The sequence below is a fragment of the Janthinobacterium sp. HH106 genome, from assembly GCF_001758725.1.
GTDB lineage: Bacteria > Pseudomonadota > Gammaproteobacteria > Burkholderiales > Burkholderiaceae_D > Janthinobacterium.
Map to the genome: position 1 here is coordinate 275,074 of NZ_LRIC01000048.1, position 18,719 is coordinate 293,792.

Consider the following 18,719-nt stretch of genomic DNA (forward strand, 5'->3'; position numbering starts at 1 on the left):
CTCAGTCGCTGAAGTGGTCGAACGAGCTTAGTTGTAAATCCAGCGGCTGTCCGGCCGCATCCACCAGCCGCAAGCCTGCTTGCGTCTCGATGCGGCCCACGCGCGTGGCGGGCGTGCCGCAGCTGATCGCCAGTGCGGCGATGGCGTCGCGCGACGATGCGGGCGCCGTGAAGCACAGTTCATAGTCGTCGCCGCCGGCGGCCGTGTAGCGGCGGCGCAGGCCTGTTTCCTGCCGCGCCAGCACGGGGCCGGCCGGCAGGGCGTCGACGTCGAGCGTGGCGCCCACGCGCGACGCTTTCAAGATGTGACCGAGGTCGCCGACCAGGCCGTCCGAAATGTCGATGGCCGCATGCGCGAGGCCCGCTTCTGCCAGCGCGCAACCGAGCGCCACGCGCGGCGTCGGTGTGTGCATGCGTGCGCCTGCAGTGGCCAGGTCGGCTGGCGACAATTCCTGTTCCATGCGGTAGCCGGCCAGCGCCAGGCGCGCGTCGCCCAGGGTGCCGCTGACCCAGATGTCGTCGCCCGCCACGGCCGCGCTGCGGCGCAGGGCCTGGCCCGGCGCCAGTTCGCCAAACACGGTGATGCAGATATTTAAGGGACCCTTGGTGGTGTCGCCGCCGATGAGTTCGCAATCAAAGGCGTCGGCCAGCGCGAACAGGCCTTCGGCAAAGCCGGCCAGCCAGGCGCGTTCCGCTTGCGGCAGCGCCAGGGCCAACGTGAATGCCACGGGGCGCGCGCCCATGGCGGCCAGGTCGGACAGGTTCACGGCCAGGCTTTTGTGGCCGAGCATGCGGGCGTCGGCGCCGGCAAAGAAGTGCCGGTCCTCGACCAGCATGTCCGACGAGATGGCGATCTGCTTGCCGGCCGCTGGCGTCATCAGCGCGCAATCGTCGCCGATGCCCAAGGTGGCGCGGCCGGGGCGCTGGCGCACGAAATAGTGTTTGATCAGGTCGAATTCGGAAAGCGCGTCGTGTGGGGCCATGGCGTGGTCTGTTCGTTGAGTGATGGTGTGGCCCGGCTATTATAGGCTGGCCTACAATACAGGCCTTTGTCATTGCCGAGCAACTTGCCATGCCCCTTTCCGATATTCACGTTCTACTGCAATCCTGGCTCGATCACGGCTGGCTGCGCGACCCGCAAGCCGTCGGCCTGGCCACCTTCGAGGCGCAGGAGCTGGTAGCACATGGCTTCGACGCCATCAGCGACGGTGGTCAGCTGTGCCTGTACGAGGATGAGCGCCTGTTCCGCAGGGGCAAGCGGCCCGTGCAGGCGTCGTTCAAGGCGTATCTGCAGCGCGGCCAGCTGGGCGCGAATGGACTGGACCTCGGTTACCAGGTGCACCTGGCCGGTTTCCTGCGCGCGGCGCGGCAGCCCTTGCCCGCGTTTCGCGTGCTGCTGGAGCAGGGCGGCCGCAGCGGCGCCCTGCTGTTCGACAGCGGCCTGGTGCTGCAGTTTGCCGCCAATTTGCGCGGCAAGCCCCGCCATTACTATCTGACCCTGGTCGAGGGGCACGTGGCCGACGCCGAGCTTCCAGACCGCGACAGCGATATCGACTTGCGCGCGGCCAGCGTGGGCCATGTCCAGGCCCTGTACGACAGCCGCGACCCTGCCGACCTGCAGCGCCTGGCCCGGCGCGGCAGTGCAGCGCTGCGCGAGCTGGCGCAGCTGCTCGCTGCTTAGCTCTTCTTCGCCTGCGCCATGCCGTGCAGCAGCTTGGCCAGCAACTGGTCGAGCTGGCGCTGCTCGTCCGCGCTCAAGGCCGACAGCATGGCGCGCTCGTTCTCCACGTGCAGCAGCACCAGCTTTTCAATCAAGGCCAGTCCCTGGGGCGTGAGGGCCACCAGCACGCCGCGCCGATCCGTCGGGTGCTTCTGCCGTTCGATCAGGCCGGCCGCTTCCAGCCGGTCGATGCGGTTGGTCATGCCGCCCGAGGACAGCATGGCCGCCTCGTACAGGGCCGTCGGCGTCAGGCTGTAGGGCGCGCCCGAGCGGCGCAATGTCGCCAGCACGTCGAATTCGCCCGGCTGCAAGCCGTGTTCGGCGAACAGGGGATTGAGCCAGTCGCGCGCCATCAGCTGCGCCACCGTGCCCAACTGTCCCACCAGCTGCATGGCGCGCGTATCCATCTGCGGCAGCTCGCGCTGCCATTGTGCGGCGGCAAATTGCGCGCGCGCGTGTTCTTGCGGGGTATCCGTCATGGCGTAGGCATTTATCTCGACATCAAGATAGATTTCTATCTTTATGTTAAGATACTTTTCATCAAGTGATTATGTCACGCATTAAACCATGTGCCTCCCTGCGAGGCAAGGACTACTCTGCCATGCCTGTTGAACGCCCCGTCTCTTCTCCGCTGCCCTCGTCCGCCCTGCTGGTGGCCGCAATCATCCTGCTGGGCCTGAATTTGCGCCCCATCCTGGCCGCCATCGGCCCCTTGCTCGACAGCATCCAGGCCAGCACGGGCCTCAGCAATGCCGACGCGGGCTTGCTGACCACCGTGCCCGTGTTCGCCATGGGCGTGTGCGCGCTGGCGGGCGCGCAGCTGCAGCGCCGTCTGGGCGTGGTGCGCGGCATCGGGATCGGCATCGCCATCATCGCTGCCGCCTGCGCGCTGCGCTGGCCCCTGCACGGCAGCGGCGGCCTGATCGCCACGGCGGCTCTGGGCGGCCTGGGCATCGCGCTGGTACAAGCCTTGTTGCCGGCCTTTATCAAGCGCCATTTCCCCGAGCGGGCGGGCCAGTTGATGGGTTTTTATACGACCGGCATCATGGGCGGCGCGGCCATCGCGGCCGCCTCCGCTTCGCCCTTGGCGCAAAGCTGGGGCTGGCAAGCGCTGCTGGCCCTGTGGGCGCTGCCCGCCGTGGCCGCCGCGCTGCTGTGGCGCCGCGCCGCCGCCTCGCGCGTGGAGGTGACCGGCGGCGCGGGTGCCAGCCTGCCCGTGGGCAGCCGCCGCGCCTGGCTGCTGATGGTGTTCTTTGGCATCGGCACGGGCGCCTATACCCTGGTGCTGGCCTGGCTGCCGCCGTTTTACACGGAACTGGGCTGGAGCGCCGCCGACAGCGGCTTGCTGCTCGGTGGCCTGACCCTGGTGGAAGTGCTGGCGGGACTGGCGATTTCCAGCATCATCCACCGCTTCCCCGACCGCCGCATCCTGCTGCTGTCGGTACTGCTGGCCGTGCTGGCCGGCCTGGCTTGCCTGATCGTGGCGCCCGCGCAACTGGCCATTCCCGCCGTGATCCTGCTCGGTTGCGGCATCGGCTCCCTGTTTCCCCTGTCGCTGATCGTCAGCATGGACCACGTGCGTGACCCGGCAGGCGCCGGCGCCTTGCTCGGTTTCGTGCAGGGCGGCGGCTACATCATCGCCAGCAGCATGCCCTTCATCGCCGGCCTGATCCGCCAGCATTCGTCCAGCCTGGCCCAGGCGTGGATGGTGATGGCCGGGGGCGTCGTGCTGTTGCTGCTGATCGCCGTGCGCTTCGCGCCGGGGGCGCGGCTGGCCGGTGCGCGCTAGCGTGCGCATGGCGTATCGGCCAGCTGATATATTTCGGCTATGAACATCGTCGACCACTATTTAGCCGGCTTGCGCCAGGCCATGCCGCCCGAGCCGCTGGCGGAGCTGGCGCTGGCCAGCGGCGCCAGCGCGATGCAACTGGCCAGCTTGCGCCAGGCCTATCCGCTGTGCCCGGACAGCCTGCTGCGCCTGCTGGGCCAGTACAACGGCACCTATTACCAGGAGTATCCCGGCGGCATGGTGCTGGTGTACATGCTGGGCTCGGACGTGTTCGAGTATCCGTATTACCTGAGTTCCGTCGAACAGATCCTGGAAGACCGGCAAGCGAACCAGCGCAGCATCGCCGATATCTACGGCCATTACCTGGAAGACGACCCCGGCATCGTCGACACCCGCATCGACGCGGGCATCCAGCAGGGCCAGCGCCTGTGCTTTTCGCATTGCATGAACAATGGCGGCTCCTCGCGCCTGTATGTCGATTTCACGCCCACGGCGTCGGGCAAGGTGGGGCAGGTCGTGCGCTTCCTGCACGATCCCGACAACTACCAGGTCATCGCCGACAGCTTCGACGCGTATCTGCAAATGCTGATCGATGACGATTACGGCTTCCTGATCGATGACAATTTCGAATAAGCGCGCCGCGCCGCCGTCCCTGCTGCCCGCCAACCGCCGCATCGTGCTGTCCGGCGAGGATGCGCTGCGCATCCTGCGCGAGATCGAATTTTTGTTGATATCGCTCCATAACATCGGCCGCCATTATTATCCCGACGGCGACGATGACGGCGCCGATGCCCTGCGCCGCGCCCGGTATTGCGCGGAGACGACGCGCTTCATCGACGAGGAGCAAGCGACGACGCGCCTGGCCCTGATGCGCCGCATCCTGTCCGCCCCATTTGACACCAGCCTGGGTGACGACGACATGGACGATCTCGAGCGCGCCGTCGCCGCGCTGCCGCTGTGGCGTGCTCCCGGCGACTGATCATAAAAACTAATTGAAATCTAAAATTTGATAGTTTTTCCTGTTCAGGACGTTTGTGCCGCCGGACGGCCTTACAATGCTAGGTTATGCGTTTTCGTGATATCAGACTGTGGCTAGCGGAAAATACCTAGCTAATTGAAAGAATCGGTCTGATAAAATCCGGAACACCCGATCGACCAAACAGGAAGGCAGCACAGCATGGATTCGTCATCTGATAAAAAAGAAGAATTGCGTCAACAATTGCGCTTGGCCGCACTCGAGTATCACGAGTGCCCGCGCCCCGGCAAAATCAGCGTGACGCCGACCAAACAACTGACCAACCAGCGCGACCTGGCACTGGCCTACTCGCCAGGCGTGGCGGCACCGTGCGAAGAAATCGTCATCGATCCGGCGAATGCCTATAAATACACGGCGCGCGGCAACCTGGTGGCCGTCATCACCAACGGCACGGCCGTGCTGGGACTGGGCAATATCGGCCCGCTGGCCGCCAAGCCGGTGATGGAAGGCAAGGGCGTGCTGTTCAAGAAATTCGCCGGCATCGACGTCTTCGACATCGAAATCAATGAATCGGATCCCGATAAACTGGTCGACATCATCGCGTCGCTGGAACCGACCTTCGGCGGCGTAAACCTGGAAGACATCAAGGCGCCCGAGTGCTTCTACATCGAGCGCCAGCTGCGCGACCGCATGAAGATTCCCGTCTTCCATGATGACCAGCACGGCACCGCCATCATCGTCGGCGCGGCCATCCTGAACGGCCTGAAAGCCGTCGGCAAGAAGATCGAGGACTGCAAGCTGGTCGTGTCGGGCGCGGGCGCCGCGGCGCTGGCCTGCCTGGACCTGATCGTCGACCTGGGCTTCCCCCTGAAAAACATCTACGTCACCGATCTGGCCGGCGTCGTCTACAAGGGCCGCGCGGAACTGATGGATCCGGACAAGGAACGCTTCGCGCAAGACACGCCGCTGCGCACCCTGGGCGAAGTCATCCCGGACGCCGACATCTTCCTCGGCGTTTCCGCCGCCGGCGTGCTGAAACAGGACATGGTGCGCAAGATGGCGCCGAACCCGCTGATCCTGGCGCTGGCCAACCCGAACCCTGAAATCCTGCCGGAAGAAGTCAAGGCCGTGCGCAGCGACGCCATCATCGCCACGGGCCGTTCGGACTATCCGAACCAGGTCAACAACGTGCTGTGCTTCCCGTACATCTTCCGCGGCGCCCTCGATTGCGGCGCCACCACCATCACGCGCGAGATGGAAATCGCCGTCGTGCACGCGATCGCCGACCTGGCGCATGCCGAGCAGTCCGACATCGTCGCCACCACCTACGGCATCAGCAACCTGTCGTTCGGCCCTGAATACCTGATCCCGATGCCCTTCGATCCGCGTTTGCTGATCAAGATCGCGCCGGCCGTGGCCAAGGCGGCCGAGGATTCCGGCGTCGCCACGCGTCCGATCAAGGACTTGCAGGCGTATGCGGACAGCCTGCAGCAATTCGTCTACCGCAGCGGCACCTTCATGAAGCCGCTGTTCCTGATGGCCAAATCCACGCCGGCCGAACTCAAGCGCATCGTCTACGCCGAAGGCGAAGAAGAGCGCGTGCTGCGCGCCGTGCAAGTGGTGGTCGATGAAAAACTGGCGCGTCCCATCCTGGTGGGCCGTCCGCCCGTGCTCGAAGCGCGCATCCAGAAGTTCGGCCTGCGCCTGAAGCAAGGCGTCGATTTCGACGTCATCAACCCGGACTTCGACGAGCGCTATCGCGATTACTGGAACACGTACTACGCCATGACCAGCCGCAAGGGCGTTACCGAGGAATACGCGAAGCTGGAAATGCGCCGCCGCCACACCCTGATCGGTTCGATGATGATCCACAAGGGCGACGCCGACGGCATGATCTGCGGCACCTTCGGCACCACCCAGCTGCACCTGAAATACATCGACCAGGTGCTGGGCAAGCGCGCCGGCAGCAATGTCTACGCCGCCATGAACGTCTTGATCATGCCGGAACGCCAGCTGGTGATGGTCGACACGCACGTCAATGAAAACCCGGACGCCGAGCAGCTGGCCGAGATCACCATCATGGCCGCCGAAGAGATGACCCGTTTCGGCCTGTCGCCGCGCGCGGCCCTGCTGTCGCACTCGAACTTCGGTTCCAGCGACAGCGCCTCGGCGCAAAAGATGCGCGCCGCCCTGGCCATCGTCAAGGAACGTGCGCCGGACCTGGAAATCGACGGCGAAATGCACGGCGATACGGCCCTCGACAGCAAGCTGCGTCAAAAAATCATGCCGAATTCGGCACTGAAGAACGACGCCAACCTGCTCGTCATGCCGAACATCGAATCGGCCAACATCGCCTACAACCTGGTGAAGACGGCGGCCGGCAACGGCATCGCCGTGGGTCCGATCCTGCTCGGCTGCGCCAAGCCCGTGCACATTCTGACGCCATCGGCCACCGTGCGCCGCATCGTCAACATGACGGCCTTGTGCGTGGTCGACGCAGTGGCCCAGCGTAAGGTCTAAGCGTTAGCTGCACATGAAAAGCCGCCCCATCCGCAAGGAGGGGCGGCTTTTTTACGTCGGTGGGACGGGCAGGGCCGTGGCGGCCGGCTGGCGGCGCAGGTAATAGTGGCGGTACAGCATGATCTCGCCCCATACCAGCAGCAGCGCGACCAGCGCGAACAGGGCCAGCGTGATCTTGAGCGAGTTGAAATACGCGCCGGCCTGGCGCTTGATGGCGTCGACGAAAATCATCGGCACTGACTTGTCGAGTTTGCTGAAGTCGGCCTGGCGCGCCACGTCGGTGGTCAGGCGCACGGCCAGGTCGGTGCCCAGCGCGGCCAGCTCGCCCGTCGCCTGGCCACGGAAGTTGGCGCCCTTGAGCGCTTCGCCGAGCAGGCCGACCCTGGCGATCAGCTGTTCCTGCAGCACTTGCGTCAGCAGCACGCTGCCGCGGCGCAGGATGAATTCATTGATCCAGCGCGCCTTGCTGCGTTCCCAGTAGCTGCTGGACGTGGGCTGGTAATACATGCCTTGCACGTAGGGTTCGAGCAGGCTGCGCACGCTGATGGGCTGGCCCGGGGCGATCAGCTTGACCTGCTGCTCCAGGTAGATGCGCAGCGCCGGCATCTGCGCTTCGACCACCGGCTGCAGGTCGCGCTCGAGGGCCTGGTTGACCATGCGGTGTGCGCTGTGCACGGCGCCAAACCCGCCGCCGAGGAGCGGCAGCGCGAGCAGGATCAACACATAGCTGAGCTTGGCGGCCACATGCCAGGCGCGCGGACGGCGCACGAGCAGGCATTTTCTGGCCAGCTGGTAGCAGATGCCGAGCGCCAGCACAAAGCCGAGCATGCCATACAGCAGCATCGATGGCAGGGCGGTCCACAGCAGTTCGCTGCCGAACGGCGCCAGGTTGCTGCCCCAATTGATCATTTGTTGCTTCATCTACATTGCCTTGATATGGAAAATCAGGCAAGTATAGCCATTGTGCAACAGAACGTGGCGCGCAGGATCTCAGTGCGCCATCAGCACGGGCAAGGTCATCTGGCGCAGCACCGTTTCCGTCACGCCGCCCAGCAGGATTTCGCGGAAGCGGGCGTGGCCGTAGCCGCCCATGACCAGCAGGTCCGCATGCACTTCGGCCGTCATGGCCAGCAGCGCCGCGCCGACGTCGCCCGTGGTGACGGCGGGGCGCACCTCGACGGGCACGCCATGGCGGCTCAGGTAGGCGGCGATGTCGGCGCCCGGATGGCGGGCCGGCTGTGCGTGGCCGGCCGGCGGGTGCAGCAGGGCCAGCACCACCAGGCGCGCCGCGCGCAGCAGGGGCAGGGCGTGGCCGATGGCGCGCGTCGCTTCCATGCTGCCATCCCAGGCCACCACCACGGTGTTGTCCACTTGCGCGAATTGACCGCTGCGCGGCACGATCAGCACGGGACGGGCCGCGTTCAGCATGACGTAGGGCACCAGGTCGCTCATGGCGCCGGGCAGCGCTTCGCTGGCGTCGTGCTGGCTGAGCACCGTCAAGTCGCTGTAGCGGGCGCTGACGGCCAGGCCGCCATCCTCGTCGTCTTCGATCAGGCGCCGCTCGAGCGAAACGGCGCCGGCCTGGCGCGCCAGCGTTTCAAACTGGTCCAGCGCCTGCTCCGCCTGTCCGTGCAGGGCATTGATCTGCGCCGCCACGGCGCCGCCGCGCATGCCGCGGTTGTTTTCCAGGGTAAAGCGCGACACGCCCGTCATGGCGGCGCCGATCAGGTGCGCCTGGTGCGTGTGCGCCAGCCGCGCCGCGATGGCGATGCGCTGCGGCGCATGGCGCGACAGGTCGGCGTGGACGAGGATGGATTTGTAAGCCATGGTGTCATTCGCTAGTCAGGGTGGCAACAAGGCTAGAACGGCAACACGGGCAAGTCCAGCATTGCCGTGCCGGCGGGCGGTTTTCTTATGCGGGACTTGACGTGGGTCAAAAAAATATGGACGAGGGCCTTTCGCAAGGCGATAGCCAGGAGATTGCGAGCTGTTTGATGTGCATCAAAATGCGGGGTCCGCCACCAGCCATAATGGCATTGAACTCCTTGTCCTTCCAGTGGTCTGCATCGGCGCCGGCGCCATCTGTCCGGCACTTCTTTGTGTGACGCAACAACGCTGGCCGTGGCGGGAGTTCACTTCTCGGGCTTCCAGGCCTTCTCGTATTCTTTTCGGCCAGCACGCGCAGTGTGGCGCCTTGCCTGGAGTCATGCTACATTCGCGTCCTGTTTTTCTGAAAGGATGACGATGCCTTTAGGTAATAACGGTAACAACTTCTTGCAGCACAATCAGCAAGCCTGGGATGCCCAGGCTGCACGGAACAGCCCGTGGTCGCAACCCGTCGACAGCGCCACCATCGCCGCGGCCCGTGCCGGGCAGTGGCAAATCCATCTGACGCCCGGTCCCTTGCCGGCCGGCTGGCTGGGCGAGGTGCGCGGCAAGCGCATCCTGTGCCTGGCCGGTGCCGGCGGGCAGCAGGCGCCCGTGCTGGCTGCCGCCGGCGCGCACGTCACCGTCTTCGATCTGTCTGAACAGCAACTGGCGCAAGACCGCATGGTGGCCGAACGCGACGGCTTGCAACTGGCCACCGTCCAGGGCGATATGCGCGATCTGGCCTGCTTTGCCGACGCCAGCTTCGATGTCATCATCCACCCCGTGTCGAACCAGTACGTGCCCGATATCGCCCCCGTGTGGCGCGAATGCGCGCGCGTGCTGGCCGATGGCGGCGTGCTGCTGAGCAGTTTCTTTAACCCGGCCGTCTTCATCGGCGACCGCGATCCGCAATGGGCACAGCAGGGCTTGATACGGCCACGTTTCGTGCTGCCGTATTCGGATGTGGAGGATATGGATGCCGATGCGCTGGCGGCGCGCATGGAAAAGGGCGAGGCGCTGGTCTTCGGCCACGGCCTGGACAGCCAGATCGGCGGCCAGCTGGCGGCGGGCTTCGTGCTGGCCGGTTACCACGAGGAAATGCATCCCCACCCGCGCTTTGAAATTGAAAAATTCCTGCCCAGCTTTATTGCCACGCGGGCCGTCAGGCTGGCGCGCGCGCTATAGCGATCATTAGTTGTACGGCTGCAAGTCCAGCCAGACGGCGTACGACAGGCGCTTGCCGTTCCACAGGCCGCCGCCGCGGATGACGGCGTCGCACGAGGTCAGCTGGCCCACCAGATCCATGCGGCCCAGGTTGCGGCGCAGGCGCAGGGCGTCGTTGTGCGACAGGTAGCCCACCAGCAGGCCGTCGATGAAGACGGCGATGGCCTTGTCCTGGAACGGATTGGCATCGTCGCAGACGAGCAGGGCCAGGCATTTTTCTTCCGCGTTGCCGGGGCCGTGTTCGCCGGCCAGCTTGGCGATGGCGGGTTGGTACATCGCTTCGTTTTCCACTTCCGACGCAAAGCGCCCCTCGTCGCTCCAGTGGTGCGCCGGTGCGCCCGCAGGGATCGCCGGCACGTACTGGCGCACGGACACGAGCGGCTTGTGCAGCGGTTTGACGGGCGTGCGGCCGCTGAAGACGTAGTACAGCAGGGCGATGACGATCACGATGGCAAGCAGGTAAAGCATGGTATCTCTCTGATTTCTAAGGGGGAAGCCGGGATCGCGGGCATGCCGCGCGGCGTTGCCGCTACTATAGCAAGTTCGCCGCCCGGTCCCGGGTAAATCTGGCCATCAGATGACGCCGCCGGCGCAGCGCCAGCGGATCGTTCAGCACGATGGGCGAGGCGCCCGTCAAGCCCGAATAATACTGGCCGTGCCGGCGCAGGACGAAGGCATAGTCGTGCAGCGCGTGGCCGCGTGCCAGCATGCGCGCATCGCAATCGACCTCGATGGCAAAGCGCAGCCGGTGCAGCTGCCACCACAGGGGCACATTCCACGGCATGATCACGATCAAGCCGTAGGCCAGGGCCAGCAACTGCGGATCGCGCGCGGCCAGCCGGCATTGTGCATGCGCCAGCAGCAGCGCCTGTTGTTGGGGAGGAATCAGTTGCAGCCAGACGGGCATCACGATGCGCGGCCGCAGCAAGCCCGCCACGCAGGGGCCGATGCCGCCGCTCAAGTACACTGGCGTGCCCAGCAGCGATGTTTTCTGCCAGCGGCGCTGGTGCGACAGCAGCCAGATGCTGCGCAGCGCCAGCAGCAAGAGCATGCCGCTCGATAAGACAAACCAGCCCAGTTTCAGCTGCGCCTGCTCCGCCGGCATGGCCTTCAGCACGCCGGGCAGCCACGCAAGGGGCAAGATGACGGACGCGGCGATGGCCGCCAGCCACAGCCAGCGTGTCGTGCGCCCGCGCCGTTGCCGCGCGCGCTCGGCGCGCCAGGCGGCAGCGCTCAAGAGCAGCGCCAGCGCCATGCAGCACAGCAGCCAGACCGGCATCGGGCGCCTAGCGCTTCAGCGCCATGCCGACGGAGGCGGGCGCCGTATGCTTGAAACCGAACTGCGCATACAGGTCTTGCGCCTGGCCATCGGCGATCAGGCTGACGTACGCGCTTTCCGGCACGTCGCTGTCGATGAACTGGCGGATTTCGCGCATGATCAGCTTGCCCAAGCCCTTGCCCTGGTGGGCCGGCAGCACGGCGATATCGACGACCTGGTAAAAACAGCCGCCATCGCCGATGACCCTGCCCATGCCGACGACCTCGTCGCCATGCAGCACTTGCACGGCAAACAGGGAATTCGGCAAGCCCTTGGCCGCCGCCTCCGCAGTTTTCGCGCTCAGCCCGGCGGCGACGCGCAGCTGCTGATAGGTGGCGATGGAGGGAATGGCCAGGCGGGTGGTATAAGGTGATGCGGCGGTCAAGACGGTCTCCTGTGCAATATGGATGGAATGGCCATTATAGGCGGCGAGCGCGGCCGGGGGCGGCACGCTTTATTCGCCGCGCCCTATGTCGTGCGCGGCGCTTTTGCGCTATGGTGGCGTCATTCATTTATTTGTTGAAAGCATGCCATGTCCGCAGGATTTACCGCCACCGAGTTGTCCGTCATCCATGAAGACGACGCCCTGATCACCACCCTGGCCGCGCCAGCGGGCAAAGGCGAGCCCGTCTACCTGATGCTGCAGCGCGCCGATGAATACGACGAGCAGGACGTCGCTACGGGCATGGACGAACCGTATATTGAATATGGCGGCCAGGAATTTGCGTGGTATGGCCACATGCACGCCGTGATCCTGCATCCGAACCGCCTGTCCGTGCAGATGGATGCCGAGGCCGCCATGCAGATGGATGACGACGGCCAGATCGACGTGCGTTTCAACTTGACGCCCGAGCGCTACGCCCAGCTGCAGCAGGCGCTGCGCACCACGTTCGAGGGCTGCGATTACTATCGCGAAGAACGTTGATCTGCGCGGACGGCGCACGAGCGGATCAAGGTTCAGGAGGATCATCACGAGCAATAACATAGGCATTCGCGTGATCCATAACGGTAAAGAAATTTACGCAGTAGCAGAACCCTCACGCTTATGCGCACGGCATTCGAGGTAAGCCGAAAGAAAGGTTTTTCTTGCCGTATATCAATCATGTCAACCAGTCCACATGGAAATTCGTTATTCCTCAAGGAAATATTTGATTCAGTTTTTAAGGGATGTCTATGCGTAAAATACTTGTCTTGCTTCTTCTCGGAACGATTCTCGGCGGCTGTGCTGGGCAGCGTGTTTCTTCTGATGATCCGATAAACAGAGCGCTGAAGCTTTGTGGACTTGGTATGGATACCAAGTCTGCCGACGTATACAAGGCTGCCGTGGATTTTGCAAACAAAAAAGGCTCTGTCTCATTTGGTAGCGAGGTGTCTGAAGCAGTGGATACGCAGATTGGTATTCTGTTAAAGCAAACGGATTTGAAGTCTGACACTGGGCGTAAGGATGTTGTGGACGAAATCCAAAGGACCCGCCAGTGTGTCATTAGCCAAGTTGAGCTAGCAAGACCTCTCAAGAAGGCTGAGCTGCTTGAGCTATGTCGGGTTGATGTCCAAAGAAAGATTTCTCCACCGGGAAACACATCCTATGGCACGCTTCGCAACTGGAATCAAGCATCAGGTAGTTTCAGTGATTCAGAGATTGTGACGATGACTGGATTATTTGATACTCGCGGAAGCTCATCGTTCTGGCTAAGGGCGCAATGCGATCTTCAGGGAGGTACGTTCAATGAGGCAGTGATTCAGCATAGCAATAACTAGCGACAGAGTCAGAGCGATGCGTACGTCACTTCTAGTGGGGAGTAACGGCCCAAGAGGCTATTTCGTGTCCTTTTAGTTTCTTTTATCATGGATTTGATTCCTGCAAATTTCTCGGCTTTCTCGGAACTCCATTCCGTATCTCATTCGAGTAATTTTCGCAGTACTGCATCATTTGCTTTCTGGCCGGTAGGGGCCCAGTGCGGTTGCAGGCCCGCCAGTTGGGATCGATGACTGCATGTGTCAGTTAGTGCTCGATGAGGTCGAGGTGCTCACCCAACACTTCATCGAGGTTGGCTTGCGCCATCGCCATTTCCCGTGGGGGGGGGCTCCGCGCTCTAGAAAGAAGTACTGGGTCATATCGCTAAATTCAATAATGTATGCGATTTGTAAAGCGACGGGCAGCCAATAAAAAACCCGCAGCATCTGGCGATGGGCGGGTTTGATCAGGTGCAACTAAAGTGTTCTGTGGGGGAGCCGGAATCGAAAACCGCTCTGTTAACTCAGCCAATATCCAAAAATACCATCATAAATACCATCATTGGAGAAAAAGTTCTTCGTTACCATTCCACTTGGAGCGGTTGCTGGTGACTTCAGACAAATAGTCTAGTACAAAAAACGTCAAATGCTAGTACTCGCGTTGAAGTTTTTTTGACTTTGTATTTTCGTCCCTGCAAGCATCGGCAGTGAGGGAATACCTTCTTGAAAAGCATGGCCGAAACTACTGCGTTTTTTTGAGGTGGCTGCTTCTGTATTGCGGTGTCCGCTTACGCCCCAAACCGGACATAATCCTCAGTGGGTCGAAGTAACGGCTAATCGGCTAGCACACTCCTGGCCGGCTCCAAAATATAGGCTTCAAAATCATCAAACGCTTCGTTTGAAAGGAAGTACGCATTAAGACACTCTTCGCCGGATTGCACATACTCATCCCAAGGACGTCGTGTTTTGGGTGCGCCATAGACTAGGGCAGAGCACAGTCCAACAAACTCCCACCCAATGCAAGAGTAAGCCAACTTAACCGCGTCGTTATATGCAGCGACTGCGTCTTTCTCATATCCAAATAACGAGCCGATTTTTGCATACGAAATGAACGGCAATGTTTTTAGCCCTTGGTTCATTGTGTTGATCTGTCGTTCTGGTTCCTCGTACTGCCTATACAAACCAGATAAGCTCGCCATGATAGTACGAGGTCAATAGAGGCGATCCAATTCTAATAGCGCGTCGTCAACGTAACTCATTTTTTTCCTTATTCGCCGTTTCAGCCCTGTCTGCTTTTGGCCGTATGCTGTCGTCACCGGGAGCAGGAGCGGTTGAGTCGAACCAATCAATCGGGAACCCAAATTTTTTTCGGCACGGTTCGCACGTAAAGAAAAAGTAGGCCTAAGCAGATCCAAAAGCCATTTCTATAGATTCTCTCTTCCGGAAAAGTGAAGTTCAACATCGCACATAACAAAATCAAACCTGCGATCAATGACGCACCAGCGAAGGCAAGTCGTCGTGCATTATTCTCAGTCATCATCCTCTCCCGGGGCACTTCGTTCAGTGCAGTATATGCGAAAGCGTGAATACGTCTGCTTCTGGCCGGATACTGTCGGAGGTCAGAATAGCACCTTGCGATGTTCCCCAACGCCTGTACCTATTGGCTCAACCATGACCCGCCCGGAAAAATCAGATGCCACCACCTGGACAGTTGCGGAGGCGTCGTTGCGCCTGTATTCGCAGATAAGCTCGTAAGCCTCAGTGCACGAGACTAAGGCGCACTGGTGCGAACTTGCGTAAACAATGACGTCCTTCGTGCCTACATATTCCCTAATCAAAGAATCCACCAAATTCACGTCGAGTACGTTCTCTTTTATGAGGTGGTGATATCCGTCCGCCGCTGAAACGCGGAAGTAGCAAAACTTTCTCATCAGGGTTTGAATCTCTCGCGGCGTCATCAATGTCGATTCAATATGTTGTCATCTTTGGCGGCAACGTCGGCTTTTGGCCGGCCGATTGCCGCCGTTGCCAGGTTCCCCCTGCGGACATGCACCCCGCTGCAAGCACTATAAATCTTAGAGGCCCATAACAGCCTCGAAGAGATGACGAACCCAATTTCTAAACGCGAGGCGTTTGGACTCATGTTGCCTCAGCCGATGCATCAACAACCACGTTGCATACAAGGCGATTATAACGGCGCACGCTGCACTGATGATGGCTGTGAAGATCTGTATAGCTGGAAGCATAACCATCTGTCCTCATTTTCACTACGTCCGCTTGTGGCCGGTTGCCGTCATTGCCAGGTTCTGCCCCATACCAGACTGTCGAAGGGGCTGTTCAGGCCCCGAACACAGTACTTTCAATCCAAACCCGTTCGCCCGGGTGATGCTCCTCGATAGTCGCAAGCGCCCGCTGAATCGTCGCTTGGTCGGCATCCGTGAAAGAGTACGTGAAACGAGTGACATTGCTGCGCTCAAGCTTCGCAAATTCTGCTTCTGACAATGCATCCGCGCTGCACCATACGGGAGTCTTGGTCGCCTCTGAAGCATCCAAAATTTCTCGCAAACCTCGTGGGGTTAGTGCTAGGTACACCATGTCATCCTCGTTTTTTGATCCAAAAAAGCATAGCTGCCCCAAGGTCTGCTTCTGGCCGGTTGGTATCGTTCGCAGGTTCCGCCCGAAGCGGACAGATGGATTCGTTACACCGATGGTTGCGCATTTACGAACAGCACTACGTCAGAAACGGTACGCACTTTGTCGTAATACGGGTTGCGCTCGGTCTGTTCTAGCGATCTTCCGGCCCGCAAAGCAACGTCCACTATGAGATCGTCCACGTCATCGACATCCAAGCCTAAATCGCCCGTGAGCGAGTCCGATGCTCGCACTGGAAACGCGATGAACGGCCTAAGAAAAACTTGCAATTCCTGATGCACCGCGCGGATGATCCAGGTGTCGGTTTTTCTTTTGTCAAAACTGCGGGCGAAGTGGCATATCGATTCGCCTTCGCGGGCGTAAGCCAGGGTTTGAAGGCGATGCTTTTCACGCCGATTCAAAACGGTGGTCCAGACATAAAAAACACAGACCAAAGTACCGGTAACGCCCAAAATCCGAGCAGATGACGCGTAAATAAAGTACCCGAACCCGATTGCTACCACGACCATGAACACCTTCAGCGGGATGACAGGCCGTTTGGCATGCTGCGCCATTTGCCTTGACGGCAGCCGTGTTGCTTCCATTGCTACTCCTTTTATGCCTCATCATGATTATTCATCGTCCGCTTCTGGCCGGTTGCCGTCGTTGACCGGTTGAATCCGCAGCCGATAGCCGCCCCCGAGAATAGCAAATTGTCAAACGGAAAACTACACGTATTATCACGCCCGTGCAAATGACTCCCCACGTGCCAGACAGTCGCCGCCATGTCGAAATGCTAGCGGGAACGCTGCTGCCCAGGTCATAGGCCCGCACGCCGCGAAAGCCGCGTCCCTTGATGGCCTTAGCGATCATGGTCCTGCTCCTTCACGCCCAAGAGTGCCAGTCGCAGGCGGCGCGTTTCCGCGATCAGCCGCTGCAGCAGGGCGTCGGCCACGGCGACGCGGCCGCCTTCGTTGGCGAGATGGGTCAACTGATTCAGGTTGGACGCCAGGCGGGCCAGTTCCACGTAGTGTTCGCGGTTGATGGCGGCGACGGGCGGCGGGGGCAAGACGCGCGCCAGCGCTGCGGTGCGCAGCCATTGCGCGGGACGCATCTGCATGCGGGCGGCGCGTTCCAGCAGCGCCGCATGTTCGGCGGCCGAGACGCGCACGCCGATGGTGGCGCCGCGCACGGCGGCCGGGTCGCCTTTCGGGCGGCCGCCTTGTCGCTTGCGTGGCGTGGTCTCGGCGTGCATCGATGCTCCTGGCGTGGTGGGCGAGCGCAGCGAGGATGGCCCCGCAGGGCAAGCCGGTTTGAGCGAAGCGAAAACATGGCTTGCTCCTCGCCAGCCCACGCGCCCGCGGCTCCCCGGTCTTTAATGTAGGCGCGGGCCAGCCGCTTTTCTTACGCGATATCAAACAGCGCGGGCGCTGTCGCGAAACAGGACGACGGCGGATGCGGGTGGACGCACGCCTTGTCGCCCATCGTGGCGCGCAGGCGACAGGCATGCGTATCGCCGCACCTGTTCCTGCCAGCGCCGCCGCTGGTTTTCTTTCTCCAGGCGGGCGTCGCCGTCAGGCTGGCGGCGTGGCGACGCCGTCGCGCAGGGCGTCGAGATAGTCGGCCCAGCGCTGCATCATGGCGCGGCGCGCAGGCAGGTGCGCCGTGCGGTTGTAGGCGCGCCCGTTCGGGTCGATGACGCTGTGCGCCAGCTGGTGCTCGATCAGGTCCACGCGCTCCTGCAGCACTTCGTCGAGGATGGTGCGGGCCATGGCGCGGAAACCGTGGCCGGTCATGACTTCCTTGGCATAGCCCAGGGAACGCAGCGCCGCATTGATGGTGTTTTCGCTCATGCAGCGCTGGCCGCTGCGCAGGCCGGGAAACACGTAGCGGCCTTCGCCGGTGACTGGCTGCAGCGCGCGCAGGATCGCCACGGCCTGTGTCGGCAGCGGCACCAGGTGTTCGAGCTGCATTTTCATTTTCCTGGCCGGGATGCGCCACTCGGCGGCATCGAGATGGATTTCGCTCCATTCGGCGGCGCGCAGTTCGCCGGGACGCACGAACAGCATGGGCGCCAGTTTCAGCGCCGCCACCGCCGTGGCGTGGCCCTGGTAGCCGTCGATGGCGCGCAGCAGCGGCGCGACATCGCCCGGTTTCGTCAGTGCCGGGTAGTGCGTTCTTGGCACCGGCGTCAATGCGCCTTTCAGGTCTGCCGTGACGTCGCGCTCGACGAGGTCCATCGCCACGCCGAAGCGCAGCACCTGGCCGCACAGCTGCTTGATGCGGTGCGCCGAATCGATCGCGCCGCGCGCCTCGACGCGCTGCACCACGCGCAGCACGTCGCGCGGGCGGATGGTGTTGAGCGGCATCTTGCCCAGGTAGGGGATGACGTCGCCTTCGAGCCAGTTGCCGACTTTCTTTTGCGTGCTGGCGCTGCCGTTGCGCTGGATCGTGAGCAGCCACTGGCGCGCCAGCTTGTCGAAGGTGTTCAGGGCGGCGCTGCGCTGCTCGGCCTTCTGGGCGCGCTTGACGGCGTTCGGATCGATTCCTTCGGCCAGCGCCTTGCGCGCCTCTTCGGCCTTGCGCCGCGCCTGGGCCAGGCTCACGCGAGGGTAGACGCCCAGGGCCAAGGTCTTTTGTTTGCCAGCATGGCGGTAATTCAACCGCCAGTATTTGCCAGTTCGGGTAACCAGCAGGTACATGCCGTACAGGTCGGGATACTTGTCGCCGCTGGGCGTGCCCTTGTAGACGGCATGGCGGATAAGCAGATCGGACAGTGGCATGGCGCACTCCCTGATGGTATTTTTTTAGAGAAAATCCTAAATCCAGCAAAAAGTACCAACAAAATTCATGGCTTTTAATGTACGCCGATGGACAAATACGGACAACAAAAAACCCGCTCTCCTATGACGAAGGCGGGTTCCTGGATGTTTTTCGAG

Annotated in this window: 18 protein-coding genes; 8 read left to right on the forward strand and 10 right to left on the reverse strand. The window is 61.9% G+C overall.

The window, feature by feature from the left end; all coding sequences use genetic code 11:
* Window position 1: 1 nt before the first annotated feature.
* Window positions 2–982, reverse strand: a complete 981-nt coding sequence (gene thiL / locus JAB8_RS18800) for a thiamine-phosphate kinase (protein WP_070290934.1) — start codon at window positions 980–982, stop codon at window positions 2–4.
* A gap of 89 nt (window positions 983–1,071) precedes the next feature.
* Here thiL and JAB8_RS18805 point away from each other — a divergent pair, with 89 nt between their 5' ends.
* A complete protein-coding gene (locus JAB8_RS18805) occupies window positions 1,072–1,680 on the forward strand; it encodes a hypothetical protein (RefSeq protein ID WP_070290935.1) in 609 nt (202 codons plus the stop codon).
* Here JAB8_RS18805 and JAB8_RS18810 read toward each other — a convergent pair.
* Entirely contained in the window at window positions 1,677–2,198 is a 522-nt protein-coding gene (locus JAB8_RS18810; protein WP_070290936.1) for a MarR family transcriptional regulator, read from the reverse strand. The genes JAB8_RS18805 and JAB8_RS18810 overlap by 4 nt on opposite strands.
* Before the next feature lie 122 nt (window positions 2,199–2,320).
* Here JAB8_RS18810 and JAB8_RS18815 point away from each other — a divergent pair, with 122 nt between their 5' ends.
* From JAB8_RS18815 to JAB8_RS18830, 4 genes are all read left to right on the forward strand, one after another.
* Window positions 2,321–3,508, forward strand: coding sequence for an MFS transporter (locus JAB8_RS18815; protein ID WP_070290937.1), 1,188 nt, complete (start codon window positions 2,321–2,323; stop codon window positions 3,506–3,508).
* Window positions 3,509–3,547: 39 nt separating this feature from the next.
* Window positions 3,548–4,141 (forward strand): SMI1/KNR4 family protein, encoded by a 594-nt coding sequence (locus tag JAB8_RS18820; RefSeq protein ID WP_070290938.1) that lies wholly within the window; start codon window positions 3,548–3,550, stop codon window positions 4,139–4,141.
* Window positions 4,125–4,487: a hypothetical protein gene (locus tag JAB8_RS18825; protein ID WP_217494230.1), complete on the forward strand. Its 363-nt coding sequence runs from the start codon at window positions 4,125–4,127 to the stop codon at window positions 4,485–4,487. Before JAB8_RS18820 ends, JAB8_RS18825 begins: the two co-directional genes overlap by 17 nt.
* 198 nt (window positions 4,488–4,685) lie before the next feature.
* The gene (locus JAB8_RS18830) at window positions 4,686–7,004 is read left to right on the forward strand and encodes an NADP-dependent malic enzyme (protein ID WP_070220307.1); all 2,319 of its coding nucleotides are present in this window, start codon (window positions 4,686–4,688) and stop codon (window positions 7,002–7,004) included.
* 51 nt (window positions 7,005–7,055) lie between these two features.
* Here the strand turns inward: JAB8_RS18830 and JAB8_RS18835 are convergent, their stop codons facing one another.
* Window positions 7,056–7,925: a hypothetical protein gene (locus tag JAB8_RS18835; protein ID WP_070290939.1), complete on the reverse strand. Its 870-nt coding sequence runs from the start codon at window positions 7,923–7,925 to the stop codon at window positions 7,056–7,058.
* A 69-nt stretch (window positions 7,926–7,994) separates the two neighbouring features.
* Window positions 7,995–8,831 carry a universal stress protein gene (locus JAB8_RS18840; protein WP_070290940.1) on the reverse strand — a complete coding sequence of 279 codons (837 nt, stop codon included), beginning with the start codon at window positions 8,829–8,831 and terminating at the stop codon, window positions 7,995–7,997.
* Between the two features lie 411 nt (window positions 8,832–9,242).
* On the opposite strand from JAB8_RS18840, the gene JAB8_RS18845 reads away from it, so the two are divergent.
* Window positions 9,243–10,058, forward strand: coding sequence for a class I SAM-dependent methyltransferase (locus tag JAB8_RS18845; RefSeq protein WP_070290941.1), 816 nt, complete (start codon window positions 9,243–9,245; stop codon window positions 10,056–10,058).
* Between the two features lie 6 nt (window positions 10,059–10,064).
* Here JAB8_RS18845 and JAB8_RS18850 read toward each other — a convergent pair whose 3' ends face one another.
* From JAB8_RS18850 to JAB8_RS18860, 3 genes are all read right to left on the reverse strand, one after another.
* The gene (locus tag JAB8_RS18850; RefSeq protein WP_070290942.1) at window positions 10,065–10,565 is read right to left on the reverse strand and encodes a hypothetical protein; all 501 of its coding nucleotides are present in this window, start codon (window positions 10,563–10,565) and stop codon (window positions 10,065–10,067) included.
* Window positions 10,566–10,629: 64 nt separating this feature from the next.
* Window positions 10,630–11,376 carry a M56 family metallopeptidase gene (locus JAB8_RS18855; protein ID WP_070290943.1) on the reverse strand — a complete coding sequence of 249 codons (747 nt, stop codon included), beginning with the start codon at window positions 11,374–11,376 and terminating at the stop codon, window positions 10,630–10,632.
* A gap of 7 nt (window positions 11,377–11,383) precedes the next feature.
* Entirely contained in the window at window positions 11,384–11,800 is a 417-nt protein-coding gene (locus JAB8_RS18860) for a GNAT family N-acetyltransferase (protein WP_070220730.1), read from the reverse strand.
* A 147-nt stretch (window positions 11,801–11,947) separates the two neighbouring features.
* Between JAB8_RS18860 and JAB8_RS18865 the strand changes: the two genes are divergently transcribed.
* Window positions 11,948–12,340 (forward strand): Imm10 family immunity protein, encoded by a 393-nt coding sequence (locus JAB8_RS18865; protein ID WP_070290944.1) that lies wholly within the window; start codon window positions 11,948–11,950, stop codon window positions 12,338–12,340.
* A gap of 248 nt (window positions 12,341–12,588) precedes the next feature.
* Window positions 12,589–13,173, forward strand: a complete 585-nt coding sequence (locus JAB8_RS29150; RefSeq protein ID WP_139143082.1) for a hypothetical protein — start codon at window positions 12,589–12,591, stop codon at window positions 13,171–13,173.
* 2,675 nt (window positions 13,174–15,848) lie between these two features.
* On the opposite strand, the gene JAB8_RS18880 is transcribed toward JAB8_RS29150, so the two are convergent.
* The 3 genes from JAB8_RS18880 to JAB8_RS18890 form a co-directional block, all read right to left on the reverse strand.
* Window positions 15,849–16,385: a hypothetical protein gene (locus JAB8_RS18880; RefSeq protein ID WP_254679546.1), complete on the reverse strand. Its 537-nt coding sequence runs from the start codon at window positions 16,383–16,385 to the stop codon at window positions 15,849–15,851.
* A 257-nt stretch (window positions 16,386–16,642) separates the two neighbouring features.
* The gene (mobC, locus tag JAB8_RS18885) at window positions 16,643–17,035 is read right to left on the reverse strand and encodes a plasmid mobilization relaxosome protein MobC (protein WP_070290948.1); all 393 of its coding nucleotides are present in this window, start codon (window positions 17,033–17,035) and stop codon (window positions 16,643–16,645) included.
* A gap of 319 nt (window positions 17,036–17,354) precedes the next feature.
* Window positions 17,355–18,563, reverse strand: coding sequence for an integrase arm-type DNA-binding domain-containing protein (locus JAB8_RS18890; protein ID WP_070290949.1), 1,209 nt, complete (start codon window positions 18,561–18,563; stop codon window positions 17,355–17,357).
* Between the last annotated feature and the right edge of the window lie 156 nt (window positions 18,564–18,719).